This is a genomic window from Pseudomonas sp. S1_E05 (assembly GCF_056337105.1).
Genome location: NZ_JBFRHM010000001.1, coordinates 5,346,408 through 5,364,582 on the forward strand (window position 1 = coordinate 5,346,408; position 18,175 = coordinate 5,364,582).

At 61.6% G+C, this 18,175-nt stretch carries 14 protein-coding genes; 6 read left to right on the forward strand and 8 right to left on the reverse strand.

Going from position 1 to position 18,175, the window contains the following annotated elements; genetic code table 11:
- Positions 1-54: 54 nt before the first annotated feature.
- The gene (locus AB4N33_RS24710; protein ID WP_476458428.1) at positions 55-603 is read right to left on the reverse strand and encodes a cysteine hydrolase family protein; all 549 of its coding nucleotides are present in this window, start codon (positions 601-603) and stop codon (positions 55-57) included.
- Positions 604-705: 102 nt separating this feature from the next.
- Here AB4N33_RS24710 and AB4N33_RS24715 point away from each other — a divergent pair, with 102 nt between their 5' ends.
- The 3 genes from AB4N33_RS24715 (at position 706) to AB4N33_RS24725 (ending at position 3,820) form a co-directional block, all read left to right on the forward strand.
- Positions 706-1,680, forward strand: coding sequence for a GlxA family transcriptional regulator (locus AB4N33_RS24715; RefSeq protein WP_476458429.1), 975 nt, complete (start codon positions 706-708; stop codon positions 1,678-1,680).
- 282 nt (positions 1,681-1,962) lie between these two features.
- Entirely contained in the window at positions 1,963-3,072 is a 1,110-nt protein-coding gene (locus tag AB4N33_RS24720; RefSeq protein WP_476458430.1) for a DUF3182 family protein, read from the forward strand.
- Positions 3,062-3,820, forward strand: a complete 759-nt coding sequence (locus tag AB4N33_RS24725; RefSeq protein ID WP_460120443.1) for an alpha/beta hydrolase family protein — start codon at positions 3,062-3,064, stop codon at positions 3,818-3,820. The genes AB4N33_RS24720 and AB4N33_RS24725 overlap by 11 nt, the downstream gene beginning before the upstream one ends.
- A gap of 134 nt (positions 3,821-3,954) precedes the next feature.
- Here AB4N33_RS24725 and AB4N33_RS24730 read toward each other — a convergent pair whose 3' ends face one another.
- Genes AB4N33_RS24730 through AB4N33_RS24745 form a run of 4 tightly spaced genes read right to left on the reverse strand, consistent with a single transcriptional unit; the run spans position 3,955 to position 7,940 of the window.
- On the reverse strand, positions 3,955-4,941 hold the full coding sequence (locus AB4N33_RS24730) for a lysylphosphatidylglycerol synthase domain-containing protein (protein ID WP_460140825.1): 987 nt from the start codon (positions 4,939-4,941) through the stop codon (positions 3,955-3,957).
- On the reverse strand, positions 4,928-6,223 hold the full coding sequence (gene clsB / locus AB4N33_RS24735; RefSeq protein WP_476458431.1) for a cardiolipin synthase ClsB: 1,296 nt from the start codon (positions 6,221-6,223) through the stop codon (positions 4,928-4,930). The genes AB4N33_RS24730 and clsB overlap by 14 nt, the downstream gene beginning before the upstream one ends.
- Positions 6,220-7,017 (reverse strand): endonuclease/exonuclease/phosphatase family protein, encoded by a 798-nt coding sequence (locus AB4N33_RS24740; RefSeq protein WP_460140827.1) that lies wholly within the window; start codon positions 7,015-7,017, stop codon positions 6,220-6,222. Before AB4N33_RS24740 ends, clsB begins: the two co-directional genes overlap by 4 nt.
- The gene (locus AB4N33_RS24745) at positions 7,014-7,940 is read right to left on the reverse strand and encodes a DUF72 domain-containing protein (RefSeq protein ID WP_476458432.1); all 927 of its coding nucleotides are present in this window, start codon (positions 7,938-7,940) and stop codon (positions 7,014-7,016) included. The genes AB4N33_RS24740 and AB4N33_RS24745 overlap by 4 nt, the downstream gene beginning before the upstream one ends.
- Before the next feature lie 257 nt (positions 7,941-8,197).
- Here AB4N33_RS24745 and AB4N33_RS24750 point away from each other — a divergent pair, with 257 nt between their 5' ends.
- Positions 8,198-10,306: a mechanosensitive ion channel family protein gene (locus AB4N33_RS24750; protein ID WP_476458433.1), complete on the forward strand. Its 2,109-nt coding sequence runs from the start codon at positions 8,198-8,200 to the stop codon at positions 10,304-10,306.
- A 158-nt stretch (positions 10,307-10,464) separates the two neighbouring features.
- Here AB4N33_RS24750 and AB4N33_RS24755 read toward each other — a convergent pair whose 3' ends face one another.
- Complete coding sequence (locus tag AB4N33_RS24755; protein ID WP_476458434.1) at positions 10,465-14,760, reverse strand: DEAD/DEAH box helicase; 4,296 nt, start codon at positions 14,758-14,760, stop codon at positions 10,465-10,467.
- 143 nt (positions 14,761-14,903) lie between these two features.
- Here AB4N33_RS24755 and AB4N33_RS24760 point away from each other — a divergent pair, with 143 nt between their 5' ends.
- Together AB4N33_RS24760 and AB4N33_RS24765 are read left to right on the forward strand one after the other, a co-directional pair.
- A complete protein-coding gene (locus tag AB4N33_RS24760; protein ID WP_460120456.1) occupies positions 14,904-15,788 on the forward strand; it encodes a sugar nucleotide-binding protein in 885 nt (294 codons plus the stop codon).
- Positions 15,781-16,710, forward strand: coding sequence for an NAD-dependent epimerase/dehydratase family protein (locus tag AB4N33_RS24765; protein WP_476458435.1), 930 nt, complete (start codon positions 15,781-15,783; stop codon positions 16,708-16,710). Before AB4N33_RS24760 ends, AB4N33_RS24765 begins: the two co-directional genes overlap by 8 nt.
- Positions 16,711-16,788: 78 nt before the next feature.
- Here the strand turns inward: AB4N33_RS24765 and AB4N33_RS24770 are convergent, their stop codons facing one another.
- Both AB4N33_RS24770 and AB4N33_RS24775 read right to left on the reverse strand, forming a co-directional pair.
- Positions 16,789-17,487, reverse strand: coding sequence for an OmpW/AlkL family protein (locus AB4N33_RS24770; protein ID WP_460120459.1), 699 nt, complete (start codon positions 17,485-17,487; stop codon positions 16,789-16,791).
- A gap of 169 nt (positions 17,488-17,656) precedes the next feature.
- Positions 17,657-18,175, reverse strand: a complete 519-nt coding sequence (locus tag AB4N33_RS24775; RefSeq protein ID WP_460120461.1) for a DUF3299 domain-containing protein — start codon at positions 18,173-18,175, stop codon at positions 17,657-17,659.

The following is an 18,175-nucleotide window of genomic DNA, read 5'->3' on the forward strand; positions in this document are numbered from 1 at the left end:
AATCAAAAACCCGCACCTGGACAGAGGGTGCGGGTTTTTTTATGGGCGGTGGGTTCAGGCCGCGATGAACTCGTCTGTAGACACGACCTTGGCATAGGCAAAACCCAGCGCAGCCATGAAGGCGGCGTGCACGTGCGAGGCGGGTACCGTCACACCGTTGAACTCCAGGTCCCGGGAGGCGCAGGCATCGTGAATCACGGTAACTGCATAACCCATGTCGGCGGCGGCGCGGGTGATGCCGTCGATGCACATGTGGCTCATGCTGCCGACCACTACCAGCTCCTTGATGCCCTGCTCGTCGAGGATCGATTTGAGTTCAGTTTCGCGGAACGAGTTGACGAAGTGCTTGAGCACGACGGGTTCGTCGGTGCGATTGAGGACTTTGGGGTGCAACTGGGCGCCTTCGGAGCCGGGGGTGAAGAAGGGGGCCTCATGGGACGTGAATTCGTGGCGGATGTGTACCACCGAATCGCCAACACTGCGAAACGTCTCGATCAATCGTGCTGCGTTGTCTGCCGCGGTGTCTGCTCCGGCCAGCGGCCACTTGCCTTGTGGGAAGTAGTCGTTTTGGATATCGACTACGATGAGTGCTTGCTTGGCCATGGCTGTTTCCTCTAAGTGCGGATTGGGTGTGGAATGAAGTATCGGCTCGGGCCGACCCTCCGAGGATTGGCGGCACCGACAATAGAAAGGGGAAAACTGACAATGGACGCACAAAGGCCAGTCGCCGAACTCGGTGTGCTGATTTACCCTGGCGCGCAGATGGCGGCGGTGCATGGGTTGACGGACCTGTTTGGCGTCGCCAACCGGATTGCCGCCGACCAACAGGCGGCGCAGCTACCGCTATTCAGGGTCAGCCATTGGCAGGTTGACGAGCACCAGGCGCCTCGGCGGGGCTACGACAGCCATCCAGCGGCAGATGACGGTTTGGTGGCATTGCTCATTCCGCCGTCGATTGCCGGATTTTCCGAAGGTCAGGCGTCCCAGGCGTTACTGGACTGGATTTGTCAGCAACACGCCCGGGGCGCGACCATCGGCGGCGTGTGTGTGGGCTCCATTCTGTTGGCCGAAAGCGGCTTGCTCGACGGGCGTAGTGCCACCACTCATTGGACTTCCGCCAAGTCCTTCGCCGAGCGTTACCCCGACATCAAACTCAAAGCCGATACACCCATTGTCGACGATGGCGACCTGATTACTACTGCTGGCTTGATGGCGTGGTCCGAGTTGGGGCTGCGCCTGGTCGACCGTCTGATGGGGCCAAGCATTGCCACCGCTACCGCGCGTTTCCTGGTGGTGGAGCACAGCGACAGTGCCAGTGAGTGCGGCAGTAACTTTGCACCGATCCTCAGCCATGGCGATGCCTCGATTCTGAAGGTTCAGCATTGGTTGCAGAGCACCGGTGCCACTGATGTCTCGCTGACGGCGATGGCCGAGCGGGCGGGGTTGGAAGAGCGCACGTTCCTGCGTCGTTTCCGTGCGGCCACCGGCCTCAAACCCACCGAATACTGCCAACACCTGCGGATCGGCAAGGCCCGGGAGATGCTTGAGTTCACCAATGGCACCATCGACCACATTGCCTGGACCGTGGGCTATCAGGACCCCAGTGCATTTCGCGCCACATTCAGGAAAATCACCGGTTTGGCGCCGAGTGATTACCGGTCGAGGTTTGGCAGTCGCTAACCGATGAACTGTAGGAGCGAGCTTGCTCGCGATAGCGGTGTGTCAGCTGCAAATCTTCCGACTGACACGACGCAATCGCGAGCAAGCTCGCTCCTACAGGGGGCATGGCACCTGGCAAGAATCGTGCAATTTGCACGGGGCGTCGTGCAGAATAAAACGGCGCCTGTCCTGGAGCACGCCCGAAAGCTCCTGATTTACAACGGCGTTTCCTCACAAGGTCAATTGGCCTGATCTCTGCACCCCTTCAATGACATTCATCCAGCGCCGATTGAAGGGGGACGCATGACCCCAACAAACCGCAAGAAACTGGTAGTCGCCCATTCCGTGCGACCCGATGCTCCACAGCACGAAGTCGAGACCAATCGTGCACTGGCTCGATGGCTGGCGCAGATCCTCGGTTACAAGTACGGCGGCAGTTACGACCCCGAGCGCCATCAGGGGCGAGACCTCTACCTGTTGCCGACCCAGACTCTGGTGGGCGCTGCAATTGCCCGACAACTGGGGGTCATGGGACCCCAGGATCTCTGGGGTGGTTATGTCGAACATGATTTCATCTGCACCAAGGCCATCAGCCACGGCCTGCGCGACAAGAACGCCTTGGCCCCGCCGGGTTGGTCGCCGTTGTTTTCCGAGCGGGTGCGCGGCGTGGTGCTCGACGGGCTCAGCGTGTTTTCGTTCGACGATGCACGATCAGCGGCGGAGCACTTGCTCTACGCCGGCCCGATTCGCCTGAAGCCCATTCATGCCTGCGCCGGACGTGGCCAAGAGGTGATCAAGAGCCTGGACGAGTTCGACGCGGTCCTCGCTCGGTCCGAGGCCCGGGCGTTGTTCACTGAAGGCGTGGTGCTGGAGCAGGATCTGTCTGAGGTGGTCACTCATAGCGTCGGGCAGAGTTTTTTCGGTGACATCGTGCTGAGCTACTGCGGCGATCAATACCTGACCCGCGATGCTCAAGGCGAAGAGGTCTACGGCGGTTCGAACCTGATCGTGGTGCGCGGTGATTACGATGATTTACTGGAGCTGAAGCTGCCCGACGACGTGCGGCTGGCCATCCATCAGGCCCAGGTGTTCGACTGTGCTGCGGATCAAGCGTATCCCGCGTTCTATGCTTCGCGCCGCAATTACGACATTGCCCAGGGCGTGGACAGCAACGGCAGGCGCCGCAGTGGTGTGCTCGAACAATCCTGGCGCATGGGCGGTGCCAGCAGCGCGGAAGTGGCGGCGTTGCAGAGTTTCATCAATGACCCGCAAATGCGTGCGATCCGTGTGTCCTCGGTGGAAACCTACACCGACACCGCGCTGCCGGCGGACGCCATCGAGGTGTACCGCGGGCCGGCCCAGAACAGTGAGTTCCTACTCAAATATGTAACGGTCCAATCCTATGACGGCTAGAAGCGAAAGCATTCAAATCGACATCGATGACGAACAGATGAGCGGGACGTTTCTGAGTCCCAAGTCCAAGGTACCCGGCGTGTTGTTCGTGCACGGTTGGGGCGGCAGCCAGGAGCGTGATCTTGAACGGGCCAAGGGCATTGCCGGCCTGGGCTGTGTGTGCCTGACCTTCGATTTGCGCGGGCACACCGGCGGCACCGGCATTCCACTGACGCGGGTCACCCGTGAGGATAATCTGCGCGATCTTCTGGCGGCGTATGATCGATTGCTCGCGCACCCGGCGCTGGACACTTCAGCGATTGCCGTGGTCGGTACCAGTTACGGCGGTTATCTGGCGTCGATCCTGACGTCATTGCGTCCGGTGCGCTGGTTGGCGCTGCGGGTGCCGGCGCTGTACCGCGACGAGCAGTGGCATACGCCCAAGCGTGAACTGGACAAACAGGATCTGCGTGATTACCGCAGCACCCTGGTCCGCGCCGACAGCAACCGCGCATTGCACGCCTGTTCGCAGTTCACCGGGGACGTTTTGCTGGTTGAATCCGAAACCGACGATTTCGTGCCTCACGCGACAATCATGAGTTACCGCGCGGCGTGCCAGCAGACGCATTCGTTGACCCACCGGATCATCGACGGCGCCGACCATGCGTTGAGCGAACCGGTTTCGCAGCAGGCCTACACCTCGATCCTGGTGGACTGGATTACCGAGATGGTGGTGGGTGAGCGGTTAAGCATCATTCAGTCCAAGTGATGGGGTGGCCTTACTGGCGCCTTCGCGGGCAAGCCCGCTCCCACAGTGTTCTCCAGTGTTCATGTATTTGTGGAACGCCGAAGAACCTTGTGGGAGCGGGCTTGCCCGCGAAGGCGTCCTTGCCGTCACACCCATTACTGAGGCTTCTTGGCAATGCGCAACGACTTCGCCTTGGCCTCCACCACCAGATACATCACCAACGTAATCAACAACGGCAGGATGAAGTAAATCGCCCGGTACGCCAGCAAACCCGCTACAAGACTGCCACGCGAGGCTTCGTGCTGTAACAGCGCGACAAACACCGCCTCCAGCACCCCAAGCCCCGCCGGAATGTGCGTAATGACCCCGGCAATGGCACTGATCAGCAACACCCCGAGCACCAATGGGTAATCCAGTTTGCTCGGCAGCAGAGTAAAGATCACCGCGGCCATCAGCGACCAGTTGAGCGCTCCCAACGCCAATTGCAGAATCGCCATGCGCACCGATGGCAGGTTGATCTCCACGCCGCGTATCGACCACTCCCGCCGCTTGGAAAACCGGCATGCGGCCAGATATCCCGCGCTCACCAGCAACAGTAAAAAGCCCACACCCTGCAATGCATCGCTGCTGAGTTTCCAGCCTGGCGGCATGCGTACCAAGCCGCTGCTGAACACCGCACCGGCGATGAGCATGTAGCCGAACCAGTTTGTCGTCAGGCTAAGCCCGAGGATCTTCGCGATGTTGCCCTTGCTCACGCCAAGCCGCGAGTACAGGCGAAAACGCATAGCGATGCCGCCGACCCAGGCACTGAGGTTGAGGTTGAAGGCGTAGCTGATGATGCCCACGGGCAGGATCTGCTTCCAGGTCAGGTCCTGTCGGATGTAGGTGCGGCCGATCAGGTCATAGCTGGCGTAGGTCAGGAAACTCAGCAGAGTCAGGCCGGCAGCGATGACCAGGGTGCGCACCTTGAAGTCGGCGAGGGTGTCGAACACCTCGTTCCATTCGATGCGCTGGGCCAGCATCGTCAACAGCACGATCAGCGCCAGGAAGAACAACATCGTCAGCGGTTTTTTCCACTTGGCCCAGCGTGATGAATGTTGGCCGTCAGTGCGCGTGGGCGATTGAGTATCAGTGCGTTCCATGGCGATCGCCCCCGGTGGCGTGAGTGAACAGTTTCAAACGTGGCTTGTGCGCCGGCAGCCACCCCGCCCAGGACGGGAAATGGCGAAGGAAGTGAAACACCAGGAAACCCACGGTCATGTGCCAGATTCGTCCGCGCGGCGCCTTGTCCGGATCCATGGCTTTGCAATGGTTTTCACTGAGGATTTCCAGGCGATCGAACAATTCCTGGTTGAACACCCGATCACGGATCAGCACGTTGGCTTCCAGGTTCATCGACAGGCTCAGCGGGTCGAGGTTGCTCGAACCTACGGTGGCCCAATCCTCGTCGACCAGCGCGACTTTGCCGTGCAGCGGGCGCTCACAGTATTCGTGGATTTGCACACCAGCCTTGAGCAGGTAGTCATAGGTCATGCGGGCCGCCAGTTTGGCCACCAGCATGTCCGGCTGGCCTTGCAGGATCAGTCGTACCTCAACGCCCCGGCGGGCGGCGTTGCGGATTTCGCGCAGCAAACGGTATCCGGGGAAAAAGTACGCATTGGCAATCACCACCCGGCGCTGGGCCGTGCGCAACACCTGCCGGTAAACCTCTTCGATGTCGGTGTTGTGATCGCCGTTATCGCGATAAACGAGGCGTACCTGGCCATCGTGGTCGCTGATCGCCAGCTCTGAGCGCCGCTGCCGGCGCCGTTGCCACCAGTATTTGGCGCGCGCCGGGCGACCGCTTTGCAGCAGGGCGAAATGATGAATATCCGCCACGGCCGGCCCCTGGATTTCAACTGAGTAATCCTGCTTGGCTTCCGGCCCGAAATCAGCGAGGTGGTCAGCGGAAAAGTTGATGCCGCCGATGAATGCAATCGTGCCGTCCACTACCACAATCTTGCGATGCAAGCGGCGGAACCAGTTGGTGCGAAAGCCCAGGTGCTTGGGGGCGGGGTCGAACATCTGGATGTGTACGCCGGCCTGGCTCAACGCGGTCAGGTAGCCGGTGGTCAACTCTCCGCAGCCGAAACCATCGAAGTTTGCGGTGACGCGCACGCCGCGTTGCGCCGCCTCGATCAGCACTTGCTGCAGTTCGTTGCCCACCTTGTCCTCGAACACGATGAAGGTTTCCAGGAGGATTTCGGTCTTGGCTTCACGCATGGCCTCGAACACCCGGGGAAAATAGGCTTCGCCATTTTCCAGCAGCCTCACCAGGTTGTTGCCTTGCCAACCGTACTCGACATCGACCACGCCAGGGGCTCGGACGCCCGGCTCCATGGCCACATGCTCCACGCGGGTCTCTTCCAACGGGGCGCTGCTCATAATTCGATCTCCACCGAAAGGGGGGCGTGGTCGGAAAGGTGCGACCAGGGGCGCGTTGACAGTACTTGCGGGCGGCTGGCCTTGAGGTTGCGCACATAGATGCGGTCCAGGCGCAAAGCAGGCAAGCGCGCCGGGAAACTGCGTGCCGGTTTGCCGTGGTGCTCGGCGAATACTTCGCGCAGGCCGCACGGCTTGAGTAATGCGTCGGCACGCTGGCGCCAGTCATTGAAGTCACCGGCGACGATTACCGGCGCATCGGCGGGCAATTTGTCGAGAAGCCGGGCCAGCAGTTTCAGCTGTTCGTTGCGATGTGTTTCGCGCAGTCCCAGGTGAACGCAGATCGCATGCACCTGCGGACCATCGCCCGGCAGGCGCAACACGCAATGCAGCAGGCCGCGGTTCTCGTGGCCGCTGATGGACACGTCGAGGTTGTCATGCTGGATGATCTGGAATTTCGACAGCAGCGCATTGCCGTGATCGCCTGCCGGGTACACCGCATTGCGCCCGTAGGCAAACTGCGGCCAGAGCGTGTCGGCGAGGAACTCGTATTGCGGCATCGCCGGCCAGTTGCTGTAGCGCTGGGGGTGATGTTCGTGGGCGCCGTGGACCTCCTGCAGGAACACCACGTCGGCCGACACGCTGCGCACGGCCTCACGCAGCTCAGGCAGAATGAAACGCCGATTGAGCGCCGTGAAGCCCTTGTGCGTGTTCACGGTCAGCACCGTGAAACGATGCACCGGCGGCGGGGTTGGGGTTCCCTGTACGGGGGGGCTCAACGGCAAGGATTCACTCATGAAAGCACCCCATCGGCCACCGGTTCGCCCGGCGTGGTCTCAAGGTTCTTGTCCAGGCCGAACCGCTTGAGCAAATGGCGGGCGTCGTAAGGCGCATGCACTTTGACGTCGTTGTCGAAAAAGCAGAACACGTCGCGAGATTTGCGCGGTTTTGGTTTCTGTCGGGGCGCGATCAGGTGCGGGTCCGAGGGTTGCTGGCCGTGGTGCCAGGCCTCGATCCGATCGCCCCAGCGTTTTAGGGCCTCTGGCGTGTAGCCACTGGCATAGAGTTCCTCGGCTCCGTGCAGGCGCACATAGACGAAGTCGCTGGTAATGTCTTCACGGTAAGGCCATTTGCCGGCCGTGTCGGCGACCACCAGGGCGACGTTGTAGCGCTTGAGCAAGCGTACGAACTGTGGGTCGATGAAGCTGTCGTTGCGGATCTCCACGGCATGGCGTAGCGGCTTCTTCCTGTACGCTCGGGTGCTGGCCTGGCCGTGCAGGTGGTCATCATGCTGGCGGGCGAGGGCCGCAGCCTCGGAGGTGTCGCGGGGCAGTTGTTCAAGAAAATGCTCAAACAGTTCGGGGTCGAACTTGAAGTTGGGTGGAAACTGCCAAAGGAACGGGCCGAGTTTTTCCTTGAGCTCCAGTACCCCGGAGGCGAAGAAGTTGGCCAGGGGCAGGTGGATGTCCCGCAGGCGCTTGATGTGCGTGATGAAACGTGGGGCCTTGACGCTGAAGATGAAGCCTCGCGGAGTTTCGTCATACCACTGGGCATAACGCTCCGGGCGTTGCAGGGCGTAAAACGATCCATTGATCTCGATACTGTTGACGGCCCGTGAGGCGAAGTGCAATTCACGCTTCTGGGTAAGCCCCTTTGGGTAGAAATCCCCCCGCCAGGGCGTATAACGCCAGCCTGAAATTCCGATGTGAATCGCCGCCATGTCGCCTCCTGTCCGAGTGCCCCATTTACAGGCTGACTGCGCGAGGGCGGCGAAAGTTTCGAGCGAGTGACGCATGACCTGTAGGAGCGAGCATGCTCGCGATGGACGCAAGATCACCGCGGGGCATCAGGCCGCCAGCGTCATCGTTCAAGACCATCGCGAGCATGCTCGCTCCTACAGGCTGCTTAGCAAAAACCGAACTTGCCGGGCAAATGCTGATCAGTTCCTAACAGACCCTTGTCGAGGAGCTCTCCGTTTTGCTCAAGTTCAGGATCATGATGTTACTGGGGGCGTTGCTGTGTTTGGGCAGCAACGGGTTGCAAGCCGCTGCGCTGCCGGGCGTTCCCGCAGCTGCCGAGGAACCGGCGAAACCCGAGCCGCTGGTCCAGGGTGGCCTGCTGGGCGCCATCAGTTCCAGCATCGATGACGTGCAGGACAAACTCGACCTCAACGAAAACCTGGTCGACGCCTGGCGCCTGCGCGCGGACCGGGCGGCGGACGAGGTCGGTAAGCTGGTGAACCAGCCGTCGTCGCGATCACCCATGAGCGTGGCGGGCGACTTCATGCTCTTGTCCGGTGTTTGGCTCGGCGTGTTCGCCTTGCTCACGGTGCTCGGCGGCTTGCTGGCGCGGCGCTTGAGTCAGGGACGTTGGCTGCGCGAGCGTCATCGTGCGCAGGATCTGCTTGGCTACGTGTTGCCGTACACGTTACCCGCGCTGGTCTGCCTGCCGTTGACCCTCTATGCCAGTCATTTCATGCCCGTCTCGGTAGGCAGGGCGCTGGCGCTGTGTTTTGCCTACGCCACCAGCAGCGGCATTTTCTCTACGTCGATGTTCTTGTGCGTGGTGGTGTTGTTCAAGACTGGCCACAAGCGCCCGGCAGTGCAGATTATCCGTGATTACTGCCCCAGACCGCTGTTCCTCATTGGCTTCCTCGCTGCCCTCAGCGATGCCTTGACCAGCCCGCAAATCGCCCGGCAAATCGGTGGCAATCTCACCAGCAGTATTGCGGTGTTCACCGGCCTGTTCGCCTCGGTCATCTTCGGCCTGTTGGTGATTCGCCTGCGCCGGCCGGTGGCGCACCTGATTCGTAACCGCTCGCTGGCGCAGCGCTTGAAACAGCCCTCATTGCAGGAGTCACTGCGAATATTTTCCGGACTCTGGTATCTGCCGATCCTGCTGATGGTGCTGGTCTCGGTGATCAACCTGATCGGTGTTGGCGAAGACAATCAAAAAGCCCTGCGCTGCGCGCTGCTCACGACCATCTTGCTGATCGCCACCGTGTTCCTCAGCACGGTGTTCCAGCACCTGTTCAAATCCCGCAAAGCCGAAGCGATCCAGCGCAGCAGCGCCTACAAGGAACGTTTTCTCAGTTTGCTGCATGCCTTGCTGCGGATCGTCATCGCCGTGGCGTTCATCGAAATTCTCGGACGCATCTGGGGTGTCTCGCTGTTTGAATTCGCCGAGCGCAACTCAGTGGGACGGGCGATCAGTGATTCGCTGAGCAGCATCGGCCTGATCCTGCTCGTGACCTGGCTGCTGTGGGTGGTGCTCGACACGGCGATCCAGGAAGCCTTGAAACCACCGGTCAACAAGCGCTCGGCGCGACAGCCGAGCACGCGGGTCAAGACCATCCTGCCGCTGCTGCGCAACGCGATCAAAATCATTCTGGTGGTGATCTGCGCGATTACCACCATGGCCAATCTGGGCATCAATGTCGCGCCGCTGCTGGCGGGTGCCGGTGTGGTCGGCCTGGCCATCGGTTTTGGTTCGCAACAACTGGTGCAGGACGTGATCACCGGTCTGTTTATCATCATCGAGGACACGCTGTCGGTGGGTGATTGGGTGGTGCTCGATTCCGGTCACGCCGGTACGGTCGAAGGCCTGACCATCCGTACCTTGCGCCTGCGTGACGGCAAGGGTTTTGTCCACTCCGTGCCGTTTGGCCAGATCAAGGCCGTTACCAACCAGTCGCGGCAATTCGCCTTTGCGTTTTTCTCCGTGCAGTTCACCTATGACACCGATGTCGACCAGGCCATCGCGCTTATCCGAGAGGCCGGGGATTCGATTCGCGAGGACGCGTTTCTCAAGTACAACCTGCAAGGCCCGCTGGATGTATTCGGTGTCGACAAGATGGACCTCAACGGCGTAGTGCTGACGGCGCAATTTCGCACGGTGTCCGGCGGGCAATATGCGGTGAGCCGGGCGTTCAACCAGCGCTTGAAAAAGCTTGTGGATAACAACCCATCGGTGCATTTCGCGCAGACTTATCCACAGCAGGTTTTCATGCCGAAGCGGCAGGCGGCGCAGGAGGATGTGCAGGAGGAGAGTGCGGGGGTGGTGTTGCCGGATCCTTCGCGGACTTAGGCAGGGTTTTTTAGTGTACGAACGCCCTCTGTAGGAGCGAGCACGCTCGCGATGAAGGTCCGGACACCGCGGGGCTCCAGACAGCCAGCGTCATCATCGACGACCATCGCGAGTAAACTCGCTCCTACAGGGGGCTTGTGTAGGAGCGGGCATGGCCCTCAAAACGGTCGGATCAGCTTGTCCTGCAACGCCACATCTGCCTCCACCCAATAAACGGGCTTGCCGGCAATCACCGCCGCGACCGGCAACCCATCGCGGTACACCAACCGATTACTTGCCAATGCCGGCACTTTCGCCCCCGGCAGCAATGTGCCAGCCAGGTTCAGCGGGTCAACGCCGCACACCACGATCAGACTGCCGTCATGTCCACGCCGGCGGACTTCGCGTAGTAAGGGAATCGCCTCGGGCAAGGCGAACTGCTCACCGGCCAGGCCACTGACAAACCGTCCGCCGCGAATCTCGCCCCTGGCTTCCAGGCGATGAAAGGTGCGTAGCAACTCACGCCAACTCGGCAGCCAATCCGCCTCGCGCTCCAGCAGACGCCAGAACACTGCGCCGTAACGCCGAAGCAGGGTCATGGCGATGTGTTCGAGAGTGTCACTGGGGATGGGCTGGTTTTTATCCCGCGCGGCGCCTGTCGGCCCGCGTCGCAGTAAAGCCCAGCGCCCGGCATCGTCCATGCCGCCGATGAATGCCCCCCGTCCGCGTCGACTGCTGCGGGTTTGGCGTTTGCTGGCGGGTGTGATCAGGGCGCGCAACCCGGCAAAACTGTCAGCATTCACCAACCCGGCACCCACCAGTTCCTGCAAGGCGATTTCCAGCTCGGTACGCAGCAGATGGGCCTCATGCATCAGCTCATCGAAAAACAGTGCGCCGTGCTGGTTGAAGGCGTCGTAGACCTTCTGCGCTTTAGGCGACAGTTCACTCACCGGCGTTTGTTCCGTCAGGCCGCTCCACAACCCGACCTGGCTGCGCGGCAGCAGCACAATCGGAGTGCTGCGCAAGGCGCTGCTGGCGCTGTGCGCGGTCAGGCGCGTCCACACCAGTTTGCCGCTGCGGCACAGCTCATCCAGCCAGCTCGGCGAATAGTCTGTGACGCGCGCCGGCAGGATGTCGCTGTCCCAGGCTGAAGCAGCGGCGGGGTAGCCTTCGAACTGGCCGATAATCGCCGGCAAGACCGCGCTGCCCTTGCCTTGAGCGCTCGCGGACGCATGCTGCCAGTCGAACAGAAAACGCATGAAGTCCTGCAACGCCACCGGTTCGATTTCACGGCGCAGACGCTTGACCGTGTAACGATGAATTCGGGCGAGCAGATGCCGCTCGCACCATTGTTCCTGGTCCGCGCCCGGAGTGAAAAATCCGCGCAGCACATAACCTTCGCGCTCCAGTTGCGCCAATGCCTGGGCGACTTGCGTCGATGGCAATTGCAGGGGATCGGCAATTGCCTGCAACGGCAACGGACCAAAAGCGCCGAGCCGCGCACGGATGACTTCCACCACTGCGTCGTCTGCGTTCCAGGCTTCATCGAACCCCGGCAGCACCTGTAGCGGCGGTCGCAGAATCGCCTGTGGATAAATCGCTTGCAGGCACGTCAGCCGTTCCACGGGTAGCCATAACGATTTCCCGTCATCCAATTGCAAAAGGCTGGCGCGACCACGTTCCGCGAGGGTGGCCAGCCAGTCGTGCCATTGGAGATTGGCCTGCGCCTCCACTGCGCTGATGCAGGCCAGGCTCATCAGCGTTTCGTGCATTTCATCGACACTGGCCGGTGTCGGCCAGGCTTCGTCGCACACCGCTTGAATCGCCTCGGCATCCAGGGCCCCGAGGTCGTCGGTGGATTGCGCATCGGTCCAGCGGCGGTTGATCACCGCTTGAGTGCGCCGCTCTTCCAGCGGTGCGTCGTCGAGAAAGGTGTAAGGCCGTGCACTGAGGATTTCTGCCGCCAGTGGCGAGGGTGCCGGCAGATCGCGGCTGATCAGTCGAATCTCTCCGCGTTCCATGCGCCGCAACAGCGTGAGCCAGCCTTCGCAGTCCATGGCTTCGTGCAGGCAGTCGTCGAGAGTCTGCTCCACCAAAGGATGCTCGGGCACCTCGCGCTCGCCAGCGAGGTTTTCAACGCAGGCGATCTGGTCGGGAAATACGCTGGCGATCAGGTCTTCGCTTTTCATCCGCTGGATCTGTGGCGCAACCTTGCGCCCGCCGGTAAAACGCGGCAGCGCCAGTGCGACCCCGGCGTTCCAACGCCAACGCACACCAAACAGTGGCGCCTCGAGCACGGCTTGAATCAGCAGGTGTTGGGCGCTGTTGCTGTGCAGATAGCGCCAGACTTCGTCCAGTTCAAAACTGTGGCTGGTGGACAGTGACAGCACGATGGCATCTTCACTGGCGGCGGCCTGCAGTTCGAAGTTGAAGGTGCGGCAGAAGCGCTTGCGCAAGGCCAGGCCCCACGCGCGGTTGACGCGGCTGCCGAAGGGCGTGTGGATGATCAATTGAGTCCCACCGGACTCGTCGAAAAAACGCTCCATCACGAGCGTATCCTGCGAGGGCAGGGCACCCAGTGTCAGGCGCGCCCGGGCCAGGTAGTCGACCAATTGCTCGGCGCTGGCGAGGTCCAGGCCGAGGGTGTCGGTCAGCCAGTCGACGGTGGGTTGCAAGTTGCCGGGGGTGGCGCTCAGCAACTCGTCGATGTGCCCTTGCAGGCGCGCCACGGCGAATGACAACTCGCTACTGCGTCCTGGCGCTTCACCGAGCCAGAACGGAATGGTCGGTGGCTGACCCTGTGCGTCCTCGACCCTGACCTTGCCCGTCTCGACCCGCAGGATGCGGTACGAGGTGTTGCCCAGCTGGAAGACGTCGCCAGCAATGCTTTCCACGGCGAAATCTTCATTGACGCTGCCAATGTTCAGGCCCTGGGGTTCGAGCAGCACGCTGTAGTCGGCATTGTCGGGGATCGTGCCGCCGCTGGTCACGGCGGTCAGCCGACTGCCGCGACGGGCGCGCAGTGTACGGGTCACGGCGTCGCGGTGCAGGAACGCGCTGCGGATACCCTGGCGCCCGTTGTAGCCTTCGGCGAGCATTTGCAGCAGCGCCTGATAGTGCTTGTCATCGAGTCCGGCGTAGGGCGAAGCCTGCCGGAACATGTCCAGCAACGCCTGTTCGTGCCATTCCTGGCAACTGACCTCGGCGATGATCTGCTGGGCCAGCACATCCAGCGGCGCGAGTGGAATGTGCAGGATGTCGAGCTCGCCACGCCGCACGCAGTCGAGCAGGGCGGTGCATTCGATCAGGTCGTCGCGGGTGGTGGCGAACAAGCGGCCCTTGGGCGTGCCACCCACCTGGTGGCCGGAACGGCCGACCCGTTGCAGAAAGCCTGCAATCGACCGTGGCGACGCAATCTGGCACACCAGGTCAACGTCGCCAATGTCGATACCCAATTCCAGCGAAGCGGTGGCGATCAGCACTTGCAGTTCGCCGCGCTTGAGCCGTTGTTCGGCGTCCAGGCGAAACTCCTTGGCCAGGCTGCCGTGGTGGGCCGCGACGGCCTGTTTGCCCAGGCGTTCGCTCAGATGCCGGCTCAGGCGTTCGGCCAGGCGCCGGGTGTTGACGAATATCAGCGTGGTGCGGTGCTCCCGGGCGAGCGTGGCGAGGCGGTCGTAGACCAGCTCCCACACGTCATTGGTCATCACCGCCGACAACGGCACCGGCGGCACTTCGATGGCCAGGTCTCGGGGACGGGCGTGGCCGATGTCGATGATCTCGCAGGGGCGGTCGCGTCCGACCAGGAAGCGTGACACCGCCTCGATGGGTTTTTGCGTGGCCGACAGACCGATGCGCATCAGCGGTGTTGAACTCAACGCCTGCAGACGTTCCAGGCTCAGGGCCAGGTGACTGCCGCGTTTGCTGGCGGCGATCGCATGGATTTCGTCGACGATGACCGTGCGCGTGGATTTGAGCATGTGCCGGCCGGAATCGGAGCCGAGCAGCACGTATAGCGATTCCGGGGTGGTCACCAGAATGTGCGGCGCGGTCTTGCGCATGGCCGAGCGCTCTTTTTGCGGCGTGTCACCGGTACGTACGGCGGTGTTGATGCGCAGCTCGGGCAAACCCATGGCGCGCAGTTGCGCGGTGATGCCGGCCAGCGGGGTTTGCAGGTTGATCTGGATGTCGTTGGACAGGGCCTTGAGCGGCGACACGTAGACCACCAGCGTTTCGTCGGGCAACCCTTCGCCGCTCTCCAGCCCGCGATGGACCAGGTCATCGAGCACGGCGAGAAACGCGGTCAGCGTCTTGCCCGAACCGGTGGGCGCGGCGATCAAGGTCGAACGGTGCTGGCGGATCAGCGGCCACGCCCGGGCCTGGGCGGCTGTGACCGTTGGGAAGGTGCTGCTGAACCAGGCGCTGACGGCAGGGTGGAAGCCGTTCAGGGCACTGTTTGCGGGGATGGGCAGGTTCATGGGGCCAGTTATGCGGGTGGGGGCGGGAAGATGCAAGACCCGGACATCGACACTTTACGGATGACGGTTGCGCACTAAACCCGCAAAATGCAACGATTCCGACAACTTTCTTTTTTTCCACCAAGACTGGGCCTGCTGACTCTATGCGAATGCGCCTTATGTTACTGGGCGGCGGAAATGCCCTTGGGCAGGCGCTGATTCGCCTCGGTGCGGAGGAAGACATCGGCTTCCTCGCCCCCCGCCCTCCGCAAGACGGCTGGGATGCCGCGAGCCTGACGCAACTGCTTGACGATACCCGCCCGGATGCGGTGATCAACCTTGCCTACTACTTCGACTGGTTTCAGGCGGAGGCCGTCAGCGAGCTGCGTCTGGCCGGGCAGGAACGGGCCGTCGAGCGCCTGGCCGAATTGTGCCAGCATCACGACATCGTCCTGCTGCAACCGTCGAGCTATCGCGTATTCGACGGCTCTCGCGCCACCGCCTACAGCGAAAAAGACGAACCCGTACCGCTTGGCCTGCGCGGCCAGGCGTTATGGCGAATCGAGCAGAGCGTGCGTGCCACGTGCCCGCAACATGTGTTGCTGCGTTTCGGCTGGCTGCTCGATGACAGCCCCGAAGGTACACTCGGACGATTCCTGGCTCGTGCCGAAAACCCAGAAGAGCTCTTGATGGCCGATGACCGTCGGGGCAATCCGACACCGGTGGACGATGCGGCCCGGGTGATCATTTCGGTGCTCAAGCAACTCGACTGTGCGGCGCCGCTGTGGGGCACCTATCACTACGCCGGGCACGAGGCGACCACGCCGCTGGCGCTCGGTCAGGCGATTCTCACCGAAGCCCGCGCGCTGCATCCGCTGGCCATCGAAGAGCCCACCGCCCAGGCTCACGCCGCGCGCCCGGACGCTGCCGAAGAGCCGCAACACGCGGTGCTGGCCTGCAAGAAAATTCTTCACACCTTCGGGATCAAACCACGCGCCTGGCGTGCGGCACTCCCGGGTTTACTGGACAGGTTTTATCGCCATGGCTGACGGCCCCGTTCTCATTACCGGTGGTGCCGGTTTCATCGGCTCGCACCTGACCGATGCCTTGCTCGCCAAGGGCTACTCGGTGCGGATTGTCGATGACCTGTCCACGGGCAAGCGCAGCAATCTACCGCTGGATAACCCCAGGGTCGAACTGATCGTCGGCGATGTCGCTGATGCGACGCTGGTTGCGCAGGCGATGAGTGGTTGCAGCGCGGTGGCGCACCTGGCAGCGGTCGCGTCGGTGCAAGCTTCGGTGGACGATCCGGTGAGGACCCACCAAAGCAATTTCATCGGCTCGCTCAACGTCTGCGAGGCCATGCGCCAGGCCGGGGTCAAGCGTGTGCTGTTTGCCTCCAGCGCGGCGGTCTATGGCAACAACGGTGAAGGTGAGTCGATTGACGAGGACACGCCCAAGGCGCCGTTGACGCCCTACGCTTCGGACAAACTGTCCAGCGAACATTACTTCGACTTCTACCGCCGCGAGCACAAACTGGAACCGGTGATTTTCCGCTTCTTCAACATTTTCGGCCCGCGCCAGGATCCGTCCTCGCCGTACTCCGGGGTCATCAGCATTTTCAGCGAGCGTGCGCAGAAGGGCTTGCCGATCAGCGTGTTCGGCGACGGTGAGCAGACGCGGGATTTTGTCTACGTCGCAGACCTTGTCGATGTGTTGGTGCAGGCGATCGAGCAACCGCAGCCCGAGGTGGGAGCGGTCAATGTTGGCTGGAACCAGGCCACCAGTCTCAAGCAGATGCTCGATGCCTTGAAAGAAGTGGTCGGCGAACTGCCACCGGTGAATTACGGTCCGGCGCGTTCTGGCGATATCCGCCACTCACGGGCGAATAACCAACGCTTGCAGGCGCGTTTTGTCTTGCCTGCCCGCACGTCGATGAGTGTCGGTTTGGCGCGTCTGCTCGGACGTTGAGCGGATGCCGCGGCAATAGAAAAAGGCGCCTTCACAGGCGCCTTTTTTTTGCAGCTCGTTCCCACCACGTGAACGATTTTAGAACTTGTAGCCCAGGCCGACCATGTAGATGAACGGGTCGACATCCACGTTGACCTTCGCCCGAGTACCCGGTGCGACGGCATTGTTTTCAACGGTCGCCTGGGTATCGATGTCGATGTAACGCACTTGGGCGTTGAGCAGGATGTTGTCGGTGATCATGTAGTCGGCACCGACCTGGAAGGCCATGCCCCAGGAGTTTTTCGCCTTGAAGTTGCTGAAGCCACTGGACTTGGCATCGCTGCTCAGCTCTTCATCGAAGATCCAGGTGTAGTTGATGCCGGCGCCGACATAAGGCTGGAACGCCGACTTCGAATCCAGAGGGTAGTACACGACACTCAGGGTAGGCGGCAGGTGTTTCAGGCTGCCGAGTTTGCCGTTGGCTGCGTCCAGCGCCGTGTTCTTGAGTTTCACGTCATGCTGGAATGGTGTGGCGGCCAGCAGCTCGATACCCCAGTGGCTGTCGAGCATGTAAGCGAAGTTCAGACCCAGTTGGGTGTCGCTGTCCATGGTTGCCTTGCCGCCCAGGTCAGCACCTTTGAGCGGGCCCTGATCGACCTTCACGCTGGAACTGTCGGCTTTCGGGTTGACGGTGATGGCACCGGCCCGGATCAGGATGTCGCCCGCTTCGTGGGCGTGGGCGATCGGGGCGGCGAGTGCGAGGGCGAACAATGAAGCGCTGAGCAAAGACTTGTGCATGGAGGCTCCCAAAGGACGTTTTAAATGTTTGATGTCCCAATGGTACGGAGCCGCCTGATACGGTCTTTTGATTCAGCTCAATGAAACAGTGATGGGTGAAATTTTTGCGGAACTTCGAGGGCCCCATCGCGGGCAAGCCCGCATCTACAGAGGATACCGGCGCCTCGATTCACTCCGGCAACTCATACATGTAAATCTTGTCCGCCTCCATCTGATATCCAGCATCGGCCAGTTCACTGGTGGACGCTTTCACCTGCATCGCTCCTTCCACCCAGTACGGCTGATACAGCTCGTCGACCTTGACCCCCACTTCGCTTTTCACGTGCACGATCTGGTTCGACGGCGGTGGCGGCACGTGGATGCAGGCGCCGAAATACGGCACCAGCAGGAACTCCGTGGTGCGGCCCTCCTCGCTGACTTCCAGCGGCACGATGTAGCCCGGTAGTCGAATGTTCTGTCCATCCAGACTCATCACCACCGGTGCGTTGGGCATCGCCTGTTTGGCCGCTGGCGCCGACTCGGCGGACAGCGCATTGCTCATCTGCGAAAGGTCGTGCAGGGGTCTCATGTCCGGCACTTCGGGCATGGCATCCGGCGGGATCATTTCCGACCAGGTCAGTTCTTTCGGCTCGGCGGCCCAGAGCGGCAGGGCGACCAGCATCAACAGCGCAAGCAAAGCGCGGGGCAT

What these genes read in the sequence shown, in the direction of transcription:
- AB4N33_RS24710 (WP_476458428.1), bottom strand. Translation starts at nt 603, where the DNA reads ATGGCCAAGCAAGCACTCATCGTAGTCGATATCCAAAACGACTACTTC.
- AB4N33_RS24715 (WP_476458429.1), top strand. Translation starts at nt 706, where the DNA reads ATGGACGCACAAAGGCCAGTCGCCGAACTCGGTGTGCTGATTTACCCT.
- AB4N33_RS24720 (WP_476458430.1), top strand. Translation starts at nt 1,963, where the DNA reads ATGACCCCAACAAACCGCAAGAAACTGGTAGTCGCCCATTCCGTGCGA.
- AB4N33_RS24725 (WP_460120443.1), top strand. Translation starts at nt 3,062, where the DNA reads ATGACGGCTAGAAGCGAAAGCATTCAAATCGACATCGATGACGAACAG.
- AB4N33_RS24730 (WP_460140825.1), bottom strand. Translation starts at nt 4,941, where the DNA reads ATGGAACGCACTGATACTCAATCGCCCACGCGCACTGACGGCCAACAT.
- clsB (WP_476458431.1), bottom strand. Translation starts at nt 6,223, where the DNA reads ATGAGCAGCGCCCCGTTGGAAGAGACCCGCGTGGAGCATGTGGCCATG.
- AB4N33_RS24740 (WP_460140827.1), bottom strand. Translation starts at nt 7,017, where the DNA reads ATGAGTGAATCCTTGCCGTTGAGCCCCCCCGTACAGGGAACCCCAACC.
- AB4N33_RS24745 (WP_476458432.1), bottom strand. Translation starts at nt 7,940, where the DNA reads ATGGCGGCGATTCACATCGGAATTTCAGGCTGGCGTTATACGCCCTGG.
- AB4N33_RS24755 (WP_476458434.1), bottom strand. Translation starts at nt 14,760, where the DNA reads ATGAACCTGCCCATCCCCGCAAACAGTGCCCTGAACGGCTTCCACCCT.
- AB4N33_RS24760 (WP_460120456.1), top strand. Translation starts at nt 14,904, where the DNA reads ATGCGAATGCGCCTTATGTTACTGGGCGGCGGAAATGCCCTTGGGCAG.
- AB4N33_RS24765 (WP_476458435.1), top strand. Translation starts at nt 15,781, where the DNA reads ATGGCTGACGGCCCCGTTCTCATTACCGGTGGTGCCGGTTTCATCGGC.
- AB4N33_RS24770 (WP_460120459.1), bottom strand. Translation starts at nt 17,487, where the DNA reads ATGCACAAGTCTTTGCTCAGCGCTTCATTGTTCGCCCTCGCACTCGCC.
- AB4N33_RS24775 (WP_460120461.1), bottom strand. Translation starts at nt 18,175, where the DNA reads ATGCCCCGCGCTTTGCTTGCGCTGTTGATGCTGGTCGCCCTGCCGCTC.